Annotated in this window: 14 protein-coding genes; 10 read left to right on the top strand and 4 right to left on the bottom strand. The window is 58.6% G+C overall.

Annotation, left to right across the window (positions count from 1 at the left end; translation table 11 throughout):
• The first annotated feature begins 65 nt into the window (after nt 1–65).
• Together mobA and FGA82_RS13085 are read left to right on the top strand one after the other, a co-directional pair.
• Nucleotides 66–668, top strand: coding sequence for a molybdenum cofactor guanylyltransferase MobA (gene mobA, locus FGA82_RS13090; RefSeq protein WP_141127384.1), 603 nt, complete (start codon nt 66–68; stop codon nt 666–668).
• Nucleotides 669–745: 77 nt separating this feature from the next.
• On the top strand, nt 746–967 hold the full coding sequence (locus tag FGA82_RS13085; RefSeq protein WP_007908660.1) for a YgdI/YgdR family lipoprotein: 222 nt from the start codon (nt 746–748) through the stop codon (nt 965–967).
• Nucleotides 968–1,046: 79 nt separating this feature from the next.
• Here the strand turns inward: FGA82_RS13085 and FGA82_RS13080 are convergent, their stop codons facing one another.
• From FGA82_RS13080 to FGA82_RS13070, 3 genes are all read right to left on the bottom strand, one after another.
• Nucleotides 1,047–1,937 (bottom strand): pseudouridine synthase, encoded by an 891-nt coding sequence (locus FGA82_RS13080; protein ID WP_141127383.1) that lies wholly within the window; start codon nt 1,935–1,937, stop codon nt 1,047–1,049.
• A gap of 70 nt (nt 1,938–2,007) precedes the next feature.
• Nucleotides 2,008–2,325 carry a transcriptional regulator gene (locus tag FGA82_RS13075; protein WP_123466484.1) on the bottom strand — a complete coding sequence of 106 codons (318 nt, stop codon included), beginning with the start codon at nt 2,323–2,325 and terminating at the stop codon, nt 2,008–2,010.
• A 112-nt stretch (nt 2,326–2,437) separates the two neighbouring features.
• The gene (locus FGA82_RS13070) at nt 2,438–2,674 is read right to left on the bottom strand and encodes a glutaredoxin family protein (protein ID WP_141127382.1); all 237 of its coding nucleotides are present in this window, start codon (nt 2,672–2,674) and stop codon (nt 2,438–2,440) included.
• Between the two features lie 208 nt (nt 2,675–2,882).
• On the opposite strand from FGA82_RS13070, the gene FGA82_RS13065 reads away from it, so the two are divergent.
• Entirely contained in the window at nt 2,883–4,595 is a 1,713-nt protein-coding gene (locus tag FGA82_RS13065) for a cation:proton antiporter (protein WP_141127381.1), read from the top strand.
• On the opposite strand, the gene FGA82_RS13060 is transcribed toward FGA82_RS13065, so the two are convergent.
• Nucleotides 4,592–5,800, bottom strand: coding sequence for an ammonium transporter (locus FGA82_RS13060; protein WP_141127380.1), 1,209 nt, complete (start codon nt 5,798–5,800; stop codon nt 4,592–4,594). The genes FGA82_RS13065 and FGA82_RS13060 overlap by 4 nt on opposite strands.
• Before the next feature lie 305 nt (nt 5,801–6,105).
• On the opposite strand from FGA82_RS13060, the gene FGA82_RS13055 reads away from it, so the two are divergent.
• The 7 genes from FGA82_RS13055 to FGA82_RS13025 all read left to right on the top strand — a co-directional run bounded on the left by FGA82_RS13055 (nt 6,106) and on the right by FGA82_RS13025 (nt 14,482).
• Nucleotides 6,106–6,420, top strand: coding sequence for a DUF883 family protein (locus FGA82_RS13055; RefSeq protein ID WP_025113166.1), 315 nt, complete (start codon nt 6,106–6,108; stop codon nt 6,418–6,420).
• A gap of 2 nt (nt 6,421–6,422) precedes the next feature.
• Nucleotides 6,423–6,809, top strand: a complete 387-nt coding sequence (locus tag FGA82_RS13050) for a phage holin family protein (RefSeq protein WP_007908652.1) — start codon at nt 6,423–6,425, stop codon at nt 6,807–6,809.
• Complete coding sequence (locus FGA82_RS13045) at nt 6,806–7,144, top strand: hypothetical protein (protein ID WP_141127379.1); 339 nt, start codon at nt 6,806–6,808, stop codon at nt 7,142–7,144. Before FGA82_RS13050 ends, FGA82_RS13045 begins: the two co-directional genes overlap by 4 nt.
• Before the next feature lie 123 nt (nt 7,145–7,267).
• The gene (locus FGA82_RS13040) at nt 7,268–8,431 is read left to right on the top strand and encodes an EAL domain-containing protein (RefSeq protein ID WP_141127378.1); all 1,164 of its coding nucleotides are present in this window, start codon (nt 7,268–7,270) and stop codon (nt 8,429–8,431) included.
• Between the two features lie 75 nt (nt 8,432–8,506).
• Nucleotides 8,507–9,835, top strand: coding sequence for a deoxyguanosinetriphosphate triphosphohydrolase (locus FGA82_RS13035; RefSeq protein WP_141127377.1), 1,329 nt, complete (start codon nt 8,507–8,509; stop codon nt 9,833–9,835).
• 367 nt (nt 9,836–10,202) lie between these two features.
• The gene (locus FGA82_RS13030; protein WP_007908640.1) at nt 10,203–10,829 is read left to right on the top strand and encodes a response regulator transcription factor; all 627 of its coding nucleotides are present in this window, start codon (nt 10,203–10,205) and stop codon (nt 10,827–10,829) included.
• An 8-nt stretch (nt 10,830–10,837) separates the two neighbouring features.
• Complete coding sequence (locus tag FGA82_RS13025; protein ID WP_141127376.1) at nt 10,838–14,482, top strand: transporter substrate-binding domain-containing protein; 3,645 nt, start codon at nt 10,838–10,840, stop codon at nt 14,480–14,482.
• Nucleotides 14,483–14,515: the final 33 nt, after the last annotated feature.

The raw sequence follows: 14,515 nt of genomic DNA, 5'->3' as shown, positions 1-14,515 counted from the left end.
AGGAGAAACAGCCCGGTGTTATATCACAGCGCCTCATTTTTTCGCCGCCCCTCTGGAGAGCTGCCATGCCCCTGAATACGCAATTGCCACCCTGCTCCATTCTGCTCCTGGCAGGCGGACGCGGCCAACGCATGGGCGGTCAGGACAAGGGATTGGTGGAGTGGCTGGGTGAGCCGTTGATTGCACATTTGCAGCGCAAGGTTCGTGCAATGACTGACGACCTGATCATTTCGTGCAACCGCAATCGCGAGCGTTACGCGCCATTCGCCGATCAATTGGTCATCGATGACGAGGGCGATTTCCCAGGGCCATTGGCCGGCATTCGCGCCGGCCTGAAAGCGGCGCGCCACACGCACCTGTTGGTCTTGCCCTGTGATGTCCCGCGAATTGACGCAGCACTGCTGCAAAACATGCGTGAGACCGCCAATCTGAATCCTGAAAAACCTTTAATGTTGCGCCATGACGAGCACTGGGAACCGTTGTTGTGTGTAATTCCGGTGGCTCTTTTATCGGCCTTCGAAGACGCCTGGAACGCCGGTGAACGCAGTCCCGGCCGGGTCATGCGCGGTCTCGGTGCCACTGCCCTGCAATGCCCGGATAACGACCCGCGACTGGCCAACCTCAACACCCCCGAACTGTTAAATTCCCACAACACTGTGTCAGACTGACACTATTCAAGGAACTCTCACGCCTTGTATACGTCTCAAGCTCAGTAACCAAAAGAATTTCCATTCGGAGACACACCATGACTCAACGGACCCTCGCCACTTTCATGCTCGCACTGGGCCTTGCCACCCTCGCCGGTTGCTCCTCGCCTACAGTGATCACCTTGAATGACGGTCGCGAAATCCAGGCCGTCGACACCCCGAAATACGATGACGATTCGGGCTTCTACGAGTTCAAACAGCTGGACGGCAAAGAAACTCGCATCAACAAGGATCAGGTTCGTACCGTTAAAGAGCTGTAAGCTCGGGTTCGACACCGGATACAGAAAAGCCCGCATTAATGCGGGCTTTTTCATGGGCGCTCGGAAAACGGCTTTGAAGTCACCACTGCAGCGTGATCCGGCTCTCGAATTCGCGATCTTCACCGGTCACCGGGTCAATAAACCGTAGACCTTGCGCCAGCAGCTTCAGCGGATTGGCGTAGTCATCCTCGACGTCTTTCAATACATCCGGATAAAACGGATCGTTGCAGATGCTCGCTCCCAATGCAGTCATGTGGACACGCAATTGATGTTTCTTGCCGGTCACCGGAAACAAACCATAGCGCCAAAGATCACCATGCTTTTCCCGAACCTCCACCGCCGTTTCGGTATTGCTGGCACCCGCGCCTTCCTGCATGCGGAAAAACGGTTCGCCATCCACCAGACGGCTTTTGTGCACCAGCGGAAAACTCAGATCCGGCAGCGCCGGGGCGATGGCTTCATAGCGTTTGTCGATCTGCCGCGTCGGGAACAGCGACTGATAGGCCGAACGGGTTTGCGGATTGGCCGAGAAAATCACCAGTCCCGCCGTATGCCGGTCGATGCGGTGCAAGGGCACCAGATGGGGATTGTCCAGGCGACGAATCAGCCTGCGCAACAAGGTCTGCTCAACGTATTCGCCAGCGGGCGTGACCGGAAGAAAATGCGGTTTGTCAGCCACTACCAAATGTTCGTCGGCATAGAGAATCGACTCGACCACCGGGATCGGCTTTTCGTCCGGCACCTCGCGAAAATAATGGATTCGCAAGCCTTCCTTGTATGGCAGGTCCACCGAGATCGGCTGACCATGACCATCCAGCACTCGCCCCCGCGCGATCCGGTCCAGCCATTGCTCGCGGTCAATGGCGCGGAAATGCTCGCACAGACAATCGAGTACGGTCAGCCAGGCACCCGGAGGCAGATAAAGCGTGCTCGCCTGAGTCTGCGCAGCAGAGAATGTAGATGTGGACATACAGAAATCAAACCCTCAATACAGGGCGGCATTATCCAGCACTGAGGGAAACGAACCTAGCGCAGAATGCTCAGGCCGGGATCGTTTTGAGCGCTGCAGCCTCAGTGAATTCCTTGAGCCAGCGCAGCACATCGACCGCCTCCCAGCGGCCCGGGTCGTACAAGGCGTAAAGCAAACCCTGATAACCAACCACATCCAGTTGTTTGTGATAACCGGCACGCTGAAACAAGGCCTCGATCTCGGCAAAACAGGTGTTGAAATGCAGTTTGTTGAAGGGCGTCTTGCCTTCCGTGACCAGCCCGTCCAGGCGCAATTCGAGAACGGCCTCGCGCACCACGTCAACCGACATCCGGTTCACGCTGTTCTTCAACTGTTCGACATTGACCACGGTTCATCCCTCTGAAGCATTTACTGTATGAACATACAGTACCCGAACAATCCGCAAAATGCCAAGGAATGGATGGCAGCGGCGACCGGCGGGATGAATGAGAAAATACGGATTAACGCAGAAATGCCACGACTTGATCAGCGCTGAATGGCCACCCCAGTTCAGCCCCGGTGTCGATGCGACGCAACACCGGAATCCGCAGGCTATACGCCTCAAACCACGTTTCGTCGTCAGCGATATCGACCAGCTCAACCAGCAAACCGCGCTCGACAAACTCCATCAGCATGGCTTCAGCGACTTCACAGAGATGACACCCAAGGGTGCCGAACAGCTGACATTCAGGAAGCATGAGCGCTCAACCAGAAAATGAGTGGGCCTATTCTAGGCCGCAGCTGAAAACCCGTCGAGCCACCACCGCCCAAAGGCTCCTGTCCTCCGACAAAGGCTCACAGGCAAAACCCTGACGCACATCAGTCCGCAGAAAAACCATTTACGCGATCCTCCCGGTCTTTTTGCCTCTACGCTTGAAAAGCCTGAATCTGACATCGGAGTGTCCAGTGTTTGCCAATCTGTTGATCATCCTCGCCTCGTCCCTCGTGGTGATTGCCCTGTTTCGTCGCCTGCGGTTGCCGCCGGTTCTGGGTTATCTGTGCGTCGGACTGCTGGTCGGGCCGAGTGCCTTCGACTGGGTCAACGAAAGCGAACACCTGCCTGACGTAGCCGAACTGGGCGTGGTGTTTCTGTTGTTTTCACTGGGCCTGGAGTTCTCTCTGTCGAAGATGATCGCCTTGCGCCAGGTGGTGTTCCGTCTCGGTAGTCAGCAGGTGCTGATCAGTACCGCGCTGCTCGGTTTGTTGCTGATGCTGCTGGGCATGCCGATGACACCGGCGCTGTTGCTCGGCGCCGGGCTTTCGCTGTCATCGACGGCAATTGTGACCAAAGAGTTGGGCAGCCTCGGCGAGGTGTTCAGCAGTCACGGGCAGAATGCCGTCGGCGTTTTGCTGTTTCAGGACGTTGTCGCTGTATTACTGCTGACGTTAGTGCCTGTGTTCGCCGGCAGCAGCGAGCAAGCCTGGTACTGGGCGCTGCCACTGACGCTGGCGAAGACCGTGGTGCTGTTTGTCGGTCTGCTGCTGGCCAGTCGCTGGTTACTGCCGAGGCTGTTCCACGAAGTGGCCGCGTCACGCTCGGCAGAGTTGTTCGTGTTGCTGGCGCTAGTGATTGTGTTGTTGACCGCGTGGCTGACTCACCTGCTGGGCCTGTCCCCTGCCCTCGGTGCATTTCTGGCCGGCATGTTGCTCGGTGAAAGCCACTATCGGCATCAGATCGAGGCCGACATCCGACCGTTTCGCGACATCCTGCTCGGGGTGTTTTTCGTCAGCATCGGCATGCTCATCGACCTGCAACTGTTCGTCAGTCACAGCCTGCTGATCCTCGGGCTCACCGTCGGTTTGATGGTGATCAAGGGCATCGTCGTCGCCTTGTTGGTGAAGTGGCGCGGCAGCGACAGCGAAACGGCGTGGCGTAGCGGTCTGGCACTGGCTCAGGGCGGCGAGTTCTGCTTTGCACTGATGGCGCAGATGCAGCAACACAGCATGATGCCCGAAGCGTTGGGCGATCTTCTGCTCGCCGCAACGTTCTGTTCGATGCTGCTGACGCCACTGTTGCTGCGCGCCGCGCCACGTATCGCTGCAGTCCTGCACCGCAAACCCAATCAGGAAGCGCAAATCGAAGAGATCAGCGCACTCAACGCCGACCTTAACCAGCACGTGGTGATTTGCGGCTACGGCCGTGTCGGTCAATCCATCGGGCGTTTCCTGCGCAATGCCAAACAGCCTTATATCGCCCTGGACAGCGATCCGGTTCGGGTTCAGGAAGCCGCCAGCGGAGAAAGCGACGTGCATTACGGCGACTCCTCGCGCGGCGACCTGCTGACCGCCGTGGGCCTGCTACGCGCCAGACTGCTGGTGGTTGCCGTGGATCAGAGTGACATTGCCCTGCGCATTCTCAAGGAAGCGCGCCGGCTCAACGCTCATGTGCCGATCCTGGTGCGCACCCGCGACGACAGCCAATGGGCCGAATTGAAAACCGCCGGCGCCACCGAAGTGGTGCCGGAGCTGTTGGAGTCGAGCCTGATGCTCGCCTCTCACGCCTTGATCATGCTCGGCTTGCCGGCGCATCAGGTGCAGGAGCAAGTCGATCAGGTGCGCATCGACCGCTATCGCCTGCTTCACGGTTTTTATCCCGGCAGTGATGATGCAGAGACTTAGTCCTGGCTCACCGCGCCGATCTTGTGCAGCGACAGGTCGGCGCCGTAATACTCTTGTTCCTGACTCAGGCGCAGCCCGTGCAGCGCCTTGATCACGCCGTAAACAGCGAAACCACCGATCAGCGCCACCGCGACGCCCAGCGCGGTGCCGATCAACTGGCTGATCAAACTGACGCCGCCAATACCGCCGAGCGCAGTCTGGCCGAAAATCCCGCAGGCAATCCCGCCCCACACTCCACACAAGCCGTGCAATGGCCAAACACCCAATACGTCATCGATGCGCCATTTCACCTGCGCGGCAGTAAAGCACCAGACAAACAGCGCGCCAGCAATCGCGCCAGTCACCAGGGCACCAACCGGATGCATCAGATCGGACCCGGCACAGATCGCCACCAGACCGGCCAATGGACCATTGTGGAGAAAGCCCGGGTCATTGCGCCCGACGAGCAGCGCCGCCATCGTGCCGCCGACCATCGCCATCAGCGAATTGACCGCCACCAGACCGCTGACGCCCTGCAGTGTTTGCGCACTCATTACGTTGAAACCGAACCAGCCGACAATCAGAATCCACGAGCCCAGCGCCAGAAAGGGAATGCTCGACGGTGCGAACGCGACCAGACGACCGTCGCGATAACGACCATTGCGCGGCCCCAGCAGCAATACCGCCGCCAGCGCCAGCCAGCCGCCCATGGCATGCACCACCACGGAACCGGCGAAATCATGGAAAGCGGCACCAAACTGCGCCGTCAGCCACGCTTGCAGGCCATAGTTGCCGCTCCAGATCATGCCTTCGAAAAACGGATAGATGAACGCGACGATCAACGCTGTCGCGCACAACTGTGGCACAAAACGCGCGCGCTCGGCGATGCCACCGGAAATGATCGCCGGGATCGCGGCGGCAAAGGTCAGCAGGAAGAAAAACTTCACCAGTCCATAACCGTGATCGGCGCTCAGCACCGCCGCCGGCTGCATGAAGGTCACGCCATAAGAGATCCAATAGCCTATAAAGAAATAGGCCAGCGTCGAGACGGCGAAATCGCTGAGAATCTTCGACAGCGCATTGACCTGGTTTTTCTGACGGACTGTGCCGACCTCCAGAAAGGCGAAACCGGCGTGCATCGCCAGCACCATCACCGCACCGATCAGAATGAACAAGGTATTGGAGCTGTGAACCAGGGTGTCCACAGCGCTTTGCAGATTTTCCATAAGCAGGCTGACCTAAAGGCGAAAAAGGCACCAAAGCGGTTCATGCGCACATTTCATGCACCAAGTTGCGACCGCGCAGTCACGAGTCCGATGGTCCGGCGAACTGCTTTGGCGCACAAGGTCGATGTCCTGACACGAACCGGGCTTGTTTGGGATAAGGTTTCTTGATGCGAGCGCCCGGCAACAGCGCACAACCGCCGGGCAACGCACCACGACAAAGCAAAAGTTGTACCAGTCATTTGTACTGAACCTTCGCGCAAGGCTCATACTCGAACGCTTCAGACGTCACTTACGGAGATCTACCCATGGCCAGCATCAAGGCAAAAACTGCTCAAGAAATCCTCATGAACGACTTCCAGACTTTGGTCGCCGACACCGAACGGTTGCTCGAGCACACCGCCACCCTGGCCGGCGATCAGGCTGATGAGCTGCGCGAGCAGATCCACGACAGCCTGCTGCGCGCCCGCGAAACCCTGAAACTGACCGAAGACACCCTTCGCGATCGCGGTCAGGCGGCTGTCACAGCCACTGAAGATTATGTGTCGGCCAACCCTTGGCAGTCAGTCGGCATTGCTGCCGGTGTTGGCTTCCTGATCGGCCTGCTGGCCACTCGGCGCTGATTATGTCGATCGGTGAATCCGGCCCGACTGCGGGCACCGCCTCTTCCACGCGACGCCTGGGCGCCGCCGTTCTAGGTCTGCTGCACAGCCATGTCGAATTGTTCGGCATCGAATTGCAGGAGCAGAAATCACGTACCGTCAGCCTGTTGCTGTTCGCCGGTCTGGCCTTGGTCTTTGCCCTGTTGTTGCTGGTGGGTTTATCGACCTTGGTGATGATCGTGTTCTGGGACACCTACCGTCTCGCCGCGATCATCGGCTTATGCGTCTTCTATACCTTGGCCTCGATCTTCTGCGCGCTGCGCCTCAAGGCGGCGATCTTCGATGAGTCCTCGCCTTTCCACGGCACGCTCGAAGAGCTGGCCAACGACCGGGAGCGCCTGCTGCCATGAGCCTGCCTGAACTGCCACACAACAGCTCGCGTCGGGAAATGCGCAAGGCGTTGATCCGCCTGCGCATGGAAATGCATCGCCAGGAAATTCGTCATGAAGCCGGGCAAGTGCTGCAACCGCTGCAACGCGTGCGCGGCATGACGCAAAACCTGCAAGGTGGCTTCGGCATCAAACACGCGCCATTGTGGGGCGTGGCTGCCGTTACGCTATTGGGCTTTATCACTGGCAAAGGCACGAAAAGTGGCGGCGTCGGTGGGTTAAGCCGTTTGATCCGGCTCGGCACCAGCCTCGGGCCGCTGATCAAACTGGTCATGCAGAGCTCGGCAAAGCGCTAAGCAGATACATCTGGCTACATTCTTGCAATACCGGCGGGATGAACCTCTTTATCCGGAGGTTCAATCCCGTGCGCCTACCCGGTCGGCGGGGTTCACCAGAACAAGAACCACTAAGGAGGCCCCGTGATCGACGGGCAACCGCTCGCCTGCTTTCAGCCCTTCATCGATACCGCCACGGGACGCATTGCCGGCGTTGAAGCGCTGGGTCGCCTGCGCCAGGCTGACGGTCAATTGAATTCGGTCGGGCCATTGTTCGCCGACCCGCGCACACCCGCCATTGCCCTGCGCCGCCTCGACCGGCAAATCCGCGACAACGCCCTGAGCCGCTTGCATGAAGCGCCGGCAGACTGGTTTCTCAGCCTGAACATGTCGCCGCGCTGGATCAGTCGTCTGCGCGCCGATCAAGCCCTGCCCAGCCTCAAGCAATTGGCGCGCTACGACATCGATCCGCAACGCATCGTCTTCGAGATCACCGAACTGGGTGGCAATAGTCAACGCCTGGCCGAAGTCGTCGCGCGCTATCGCGAGGCGGGAGCAAGAATCGCCATCGACGACTTTGGCGCCGGCTACTCGCAACTGGATCGGGTGCTGGCGCTGCAACCGGACATTCTCAAACTCGACATGCGTTTGTTCCAGGCCGCGGCACTGGGCGGCCCGAGCAGCGACGTGGTCAAGGCACTCGCGCAGATGGCCGAGAAGACCGGTTGCTGGATCATTGCCGAAGGCGTCGAGACCGAAGCGCAGTTGAATTTCGCCCTGGAATGCGGATCGCGCTATGTGCAGGGTTTCCTGTTCGCGCGGGCGCAGGAGGCGTTTTTCCCCACTGACGCGTTCGTGCAACGCTTCGCCGAGCTGCGCCAGCGCTATGTCCGGCAGAAGCTCGCCGAGCGTGGGCGGTTGATGCAAATGCGCCAGCAACTCGCCGAACTGATGTCGATCCTGCAAGCCTGGGCTCAGGCCCATGCGCCGTTGAGCGCATTGCCACAACTGGACGCCTTCCCCTGGCTGCTGCGGTTTTATCAATGCGATCGCCACGGCACCCAACTGACGCCCAACCTCGAATGGCGGCAGCATGGCTGGGTCGCCGACAATCGCTATCTGGGGCACAACTGGTCGTGGCGCCCGTATTTCTATCATTTGCTCGCCGAAGGTTGGGAGGAGCGGCGTTTGACGCTCTCCAATACCTACCGCGATGCCACCAGCAATCAGTATTGCCTGACGGCCGGGCAGTTTTTTGACAACGGTGAGCGTTTGCTGTTGATCGACATCGACGCGGCAGGGTTGTAGTTACGCTTGCAGGGGCGTGCGCGAACCGGGAAGCTAGGGGCCAACGCCCCAGTCACCTGACGGAGAGAATCAGCCTTGGATTGGCAAACCCTGCTCAACCGCGAACGTCTTGGCAAGCCGCTGCACAGCCCGCAAGAACTTGGCCGCAGCCCTTTCCACAAAGACCATGACCGCATTATTTTCTCCGGTGCCTTCCGCCGCCTCGGACGCAAGACCCAGGTGCACCCGGTCACCAGCAACGATCACATTCACACACGCCTGACCCACTCGCTGGAAGTCAGTTGCGTCGGCCGCTCACTGGGCATGCGGGTGGGCGAAACCCTGCGCAGTGCGTTGCCCGAATGGTGTGACCCGGCCGACCTCGGCATGGTCGTGCAGTCGGCGTGTCTGGCCCACGACATCGGTAATCCGCCGTTCGGCCATTCCGGTGAAGATGCCATTCGCCACTGGTTCCAGCAGGCGGCCGGACGTGGTTGGCTCGACGGCATGAGTGAAGCCGAACGCGGCGACTTCCTCAACTTTGAAGGTAACGCCCAGGGCTTTCGCGTCCTGACTCAGCTGGAGTACCACCAGTTCGACGGCGGTACGCGGCTGACCTATGCCACGCTCGGCACCTATCTGAAGTACCCGTGGACTGCGCGTCACGCCGATTCTCTGGGCTACAAGAAACATAAATTCGGTTGTTATCAGAGCGAGCTGCCGCTGCTCGAACAGATCGCGCACAAACTGGGCCTGCCGCAAATCGAAGACCAGCGCTGGGCGCGTCACCCGCTGGTGTACCTGATGGAGGCCGCCGACGACATCTGCTACGCGCTGATCGATCTCGAAGACGGCCTCGAAATGGAGCTACTGGAATACGCCGAAGTCGAATCCCTGCTGCTCGGGCTGGTGGGTGATGATCTGCCGGAAACCTATCGTCAGCTCGGCCCGCAGGATTCGCGCCGACGCAAACTGGCGATCCTGCGCGGCAAGGCCATCGAGCATTTGACCAACGCCGCGGCGCGGGCCTTTGTCGAGCAACAGGACGCACTGCTAGCCGGCACGCTGCACGGCGATCTGGTCGAGCACATGCATGGCCCGGCCAAGCGTTGCGTCCTGAACGCCAAGGACATCGCCCGCAAGAAAATCTTCCAGGACAAACGCAAAACCCTGCATGAAATCGGCGCCTATACGACGCTGGAGATCTTGCTCAATTCGTTCTGCGGTGCCGCGCTGGAACAACACAACGGTCGTACGCCGTCGTTCAAAAGCCGACGCATTCTCGATCTGCTGGGCAGTAACGCACCGGATCCTCAGGGTTCGTTGCACACGTCGTTTCTGCGCATGATCGACTTCATCGCCGGCATGACCGACAGTTACGCCAGCGATATGGCGCTGGAAATGACCGGCCGCTCCAGCCACTGACCCTCTCGCCTGCGGGTGGCCATAACAATGGCCGCCCTCTGCATACACCCTGTCATCGTCGACCCGCGAAAGTTTAACGAACCGCTGATATCGCTGGAAACGCCGCGCTTCCCCGCAGGCCATTCAGCAACTTTTAAACATCTACAAAAACCCAGTTACAGCCAGTACTTGCAAATCAATCAAGGCAAACTATAAGCCCATTCAATTCCTGCACTTCCTTACGTCAAACCTAGTTTGGCCGTAGTCCGTTTCCTCATTAATTGTAGGAATAATCCGATAGCGTGACTGGAGCCACGTCACTTCATGCGAGTGCTCATTCATCTGAGCTAAGGTGCGCGCTTTATTCGTGCTTGCATGGGATTTGATTATGAACTCCGTTTTTATTGTCGACGATCACCCGGTCATCCGTCTCGCCGTTCGAATGTTGCTGGAGCATGAAGGTTACAAGGTCGTCGGCGAAACCGATAACGGGGTCGATGCCATGCAGATGGTGCGCGAATGCATGCCCGATCTGGTCATTCTCGATGTAAGCATCCCCAAGCTGGACGGCCTGGAAGTGCTGGCCCGCTTCAATGCCATGGGGTCCCCGCTGAAAATCCTGATTCTGACGGCACAGTGTCCGACACTGTTCGGCATTCGCTGCATGCAATCCGGCGCATCGGGTTATGTCTGCAAACAGGAAGACTTGAGCGAACTGGTCAGTGCCATCAAAGCGGTACTTTCCGGTTACAACTATTTCCCCAGTCAAGCATTGAATCCGGTGCGCAGTGACGACATCCGTTTTGCCGAACTGGAACTGTTCAAATCCGTCAATGATCGCGAATTAATGGTCCTGCAATTGTTCGCTCAAGGTCGCACTAACAAGGAAATCGCCAAGGGCATGTTTCTCAGTAATAAAACCGTCAGCACTTATAAAAAACGTCTGATGCAGAAACTCAAGGCCAAATCCCTTGTAGAACTTATCGAGATGGCCAAACGAAACGCACTCGTGTGAGAGCCCGCATGCCCAGCCGTTTAAAGGACTATCTAATTGCGTTGAGCGCAGGTCTTTACCTGAGCACCAGCGTGTACGCCATGCCCGGCACATCACCGGACTATGCCTTGCTCAGCCGATCGGTTAACGAACCGGTGCCGGTCACGCTCGAACACTCCCAACGGCAGTGGCTGCTTGAACGCAACGAACTGGTTCTGGGCACATCCGCGCCCGACTACCCGCCCTTTGACATGACGGTCAGTGGCAAGGATTACGAAGGTCTGACGGCCGACTACGCCGGACTCCTCGGCCAGGCCACCGGTTTGCCGATCCGCGTGCAGCGCTTCCCCTCTCGCAATGAGGCCATTCGCGCACTGGTCGACGGCCAGATCGACCTGCTCGGTACCGCGAACGGCTTCGAAGCGAGCAACGCCAATCTGGCGCTATCGACACCCTATGCCATTGACCTGCCAGTGCTGGTCACCCGCGAAGGCGAAACCCGCTCACTCACCGAAGGCTTGGCCGGGTTACGGCTGAGCATGGTCTATCACTATTTGCCGTTGCCCGAAGTCAAGGCGCTGTATCCCAAAGCGCTCATTACCTGTTATCCCTCCTACCAGAATGCGATCAACGCCGTGGCGTTCGATCAGGCCGACGTGTTCCTCGGCGACACCCTTTCAACTCACTACATGATCAACAAGGGTTACCTGAACAACGTGCGCATGGCCAATTTCGGCAAGCAGGAAGCCCAGGGATTCAGCTTCGCCGTGCGCCGCAACAACCCGCAACTGCTGGCCATCGTCGACAGCGTGCTCAAGGCCGTGCCGGCCAGTGAACGCGACAACATTGCCAAGCGCTGGAGCGCGGGCAGCGATCTGCTGTTCACCGACCAGAAACTGCAACTGACCCAGCGCGAAGAAGCGTGGCTCAAGCAGCATCCGGTGGTCAGTGTGGTGGTGAATGAAGCGTTCGCGCCCCTGACATTCTTTGACAACGACGGCAATTTTCGCGGTATCAGTGCCGACCTGCTCGAGCTGGTCCGCCTGCGCACCGGTCTGCGTTTCGAGATCCGTCGCAGCCGCAACGACGCGGAAATGATCCAGCAGATAGACCGTCATCAAGCTGATCTGATCGCAGCGCTTCTACCTTCAACAGAGCGCGAAAAAACCCTCAACTTCAGCCGTCCCTACCTGGAAAACTCCTACGTTCTGCTGACCCGTAAAAGTGCCGACAGCCCGACCAATCTGGGCCAGCTCAAAGGCAAACAACTGGCGATAGCCCAAGGCAATCCGATGGTCGAATACCTGCGCCGAGAATACCCGCGCATCCAGTTGATCGAAACGGCGGACACCTTCAGCGCAGTGTCGCTGCTCGCCGAAGGCCATGTCGACGGCGCGGTGAACTCACTGGTGATTGCCAACTACTTCATTTCTTCGCGGATCTTTAATCAGGCGCTGCAGATCACCACCACCATCGGCACCGGCCAGGCGGCATTTTCACTGGCGACCGCGCGGGACAACACGGAACTGACGTCGATCATCAACAAGGCGTTATTGAGCATCGCCCCCGATGAGCTGGGCGTGATCAATGGTCGCTGGCGCGGTTATTCCACGTCATCGCAGAACATCTGGCACAACTACCAGCGCCTGTTCTACCAAGTGATCATCGGTGCTTGTCTGCTATTGCTGCTGCTATTGGCCTGGAACGCCTACATGCGCCACCAGATCAAACAACGCCAGGCCGCCGAGCGCGCGCTGAACGACCAGTTCGAATTCATGCGTTCTTTGGTCGACGGCACACCGCATCCGATCTACGTTCGCGACCGCCAGGGTCTCTTGCAAAGTTGCAATGAAAGCTATCTCGAAGCCTTCAATGCCAAGCGTGAAGACGTCATCGGCAAAAGCGTCATTGAGGGCACCCTGAGCAACGCTTTCGAGGCTCAGGCTTTTCAGGCCGATTACCAGCGAGTCGTCGCAGAAGGCACACCGATGGTCGTCGACCGGCCTTTGCACATCGGCAACCGACGCCTGACGATCTACCACTGGATACTGCCGTACCGCGACTCCAGCGGTGACGTAAAAGGCATCATTGGCGGCTGGATCGACATCAGTGAACGCCGTCAGCTGTTCGAGGAACTGCGCACGGCCAAAGAACAGGCCGATGAGGCCAATCGGGCGAAAAGCACGTTTCTGGCGACCATGAGTCACGAGATTCGCACGCCGATGAATGCCGTGATCGGCATGCTCGAACTGACGCTCAAACGCATGGATCAACAGCATCCGGATCGTTCATCGATCGACACGGCCTATCATTCGGCCAAAGACCTGCTGGGTCTGATCGGCGATATTCTCGACATTGCGCGGATCGAATCCGGGCGCCTCAGTCTGTGCCCCGAACGGGTCAATCTGGTCGATACCGTAGCGTCTGTGGCAAGAATCTTCGATGGCCTTGCCCGGCAGAAAAACCTCACCCTGCAAGTCATCTTCAATCCGCCGGATCTAGCACTCGATGTGCATCTGGACCCACTGCGGTTCAAACAGGTGCTGTCGAATCTGGTCAGCAATGCGATCAAATTCACCGAGCAAGGGCATGTACGGATTAGCCTGGATCTCATGAACACCGATGTGCCCGCTCGCGCACTGATGCAACTCACCGTACAAGACAGTGGCATCGGTATCAGTGCCGAGGATCAGCAACGCCTGTTCGAACCGTTTGCCCAGGCAGAAAACAGCAGTCAGCAAGGCAGACGCGGTGCAGGCCTGGGACTGGTGATCAGTCGCAACCTCTGCGAAATGATGGGCGGACAACTGCAATTGAGCAGCCAGCCCGGCATCGGCACCCAGGTCTGCGTTTCCCTGGCGCTGGAAACCCTGCCGATACAGCCGGGCACGGCCAAAAGTGAACCGGCGATCAAGACATCGCAAACACCCCTGCGTGTACTGGTGGTAGATGACCATCCGGCCAATCGCTTGTTGATGTGTCAGCAGTTGGAGTTCCTCGGTCATCACTTCAGCATTGCCGAGAACGGCTGCAGTGGCCTGGAATTGTGGAAGGCTGATCGCTTCGACCTGGTGATTGTCGACTGCAACATGCCCTTGATGAACGGCTATGAACTGACCCGTGCCATACGCCAGCATGAACTGCAGGCGCGCTGCCCGCCCTGCACCGTGTTGGGCTTCACGGCCAATGCACAGCCGGAAGAAATCCAGCGTTGCAAACAGGCCGGCATGGACGATTGCCTGTTCAAACCCCTGAGCCTGAGCCTGCTCAGCCAGTGGGTCGACGGCATTTCACCGACGTCTGCACCGCCAGCCTTCAACCTGCAAAACATGAACATGCTGACCGGCGGCAATCCTGCACAGGCCCGCCGTCTGCTGACCGAACTGCTCAAAAGCAGCCGTCTCGACCGCCAGGAACTGCTTGCACTGTCGCCCGAACATGATCGCGGAGCGCTGGCGGTGGTCGCTCACAAGATCAAGGGAGCCGCGCGTATCGCTCAGGCATCACGGGTGATCGAGTGTTGCGACGCCCTTGAACAGGCCTGCGCCGAAGCCACGTCGACAGACGAGATCGCTCGCCGTTGCGAGGCGAGCAACCGGGCGATGCTCGATCTGGAGCAAGCGTTGCAGCAACAATTGGCGGTGTCGGACCTAAGCACAATGAGCTTGCCTTAACTATGCTTGGCGCTGAGCAGTGAGTTAACCATC

It is taken from the genome of Pseudomonas fluorescens, assembly GCF_005938625.1.
Taxonomy (GTDB): domain Bacteria; phylum Pseudomonadota; class Gammaproteobacteria; order Pseudomonadales; family Pseudomonadaceae; genus Aquipseudomonas; species Aquipseudomonas fluorescens_BD.
Note: the sequence above shows the minus strand (reverse complement) of the source record. Positions and strands in the feature narration are given on the sequence as shown.

Coding starts and splice junctions, on each gene's coding strand:
- mobA (WP_141127384.1), top strand. CDS start 66: ATGCCCCTGAATACGCAATTGCCACCCTGCTCCATTCTGCTCCTGGCA.
- FGA82_RS13085 (WP_007908660.1), top strand. CDS start 746: ATGACTCAACGGACCCTCGCCACTTTCATGCTCGCACTGGGCCTTGCC.
- FGA82_RS13080 (WP_141127383.1), bottom strand. CDS start 1,937: ATGTCCACATCTACATTCTCTGCTGCGCAGACTCAGGCGAGCACGCTT.
- FGA82_RS13070 (WP_141127382.1), bottom strand. CDS start 2,674: ATGCTTCCTGAATGTCAGCTGTTCGGCACCCTTGGGTGTCATCTCTGT.
- FGA82_RS13060 (WP_141127380.1), bottom strand. CDS start 5,800: ATGGAAAATCTGCAAAGCGCTGTGGACACCCTGGTTCACAGCTCCAAT.
- FGA82_RS13055 (WP_025113166.1), top strand. CDS start 6,106: ATGGCCAGCATCAAGGCAAAAACTGCTCAAGAAATCCTCATGAACGAC.
- FGA82_RS13050 (WP_007908652.1), top strand. CDS start 6,423: ATGTCGATCGGTGAATCCGGCCCGACTGCGGGCACCGCCTCTTCCACG.
- FGA82_RS13045 (WP_141127379.1), top strand. CDS start 6,806: ATGAGCCTGCCTGAACTGCCACACAACAGCTCGCGTCGGGAAATGCGC.
- FGA82_RS13030 (WP_007908640.1), top strand. CDS start 10,203: ATGAACTCCGTTTTTATTGTCGACGATCACCCGGTCATCCGTCTCGCC.
- FGA82_RS13025 (WP_141127376.1), top strand. CDS start 10,838: ATGCCCAGCCGTTTAAAGGACTATCTAATTGCGTTGAGCGCAGGTCTT.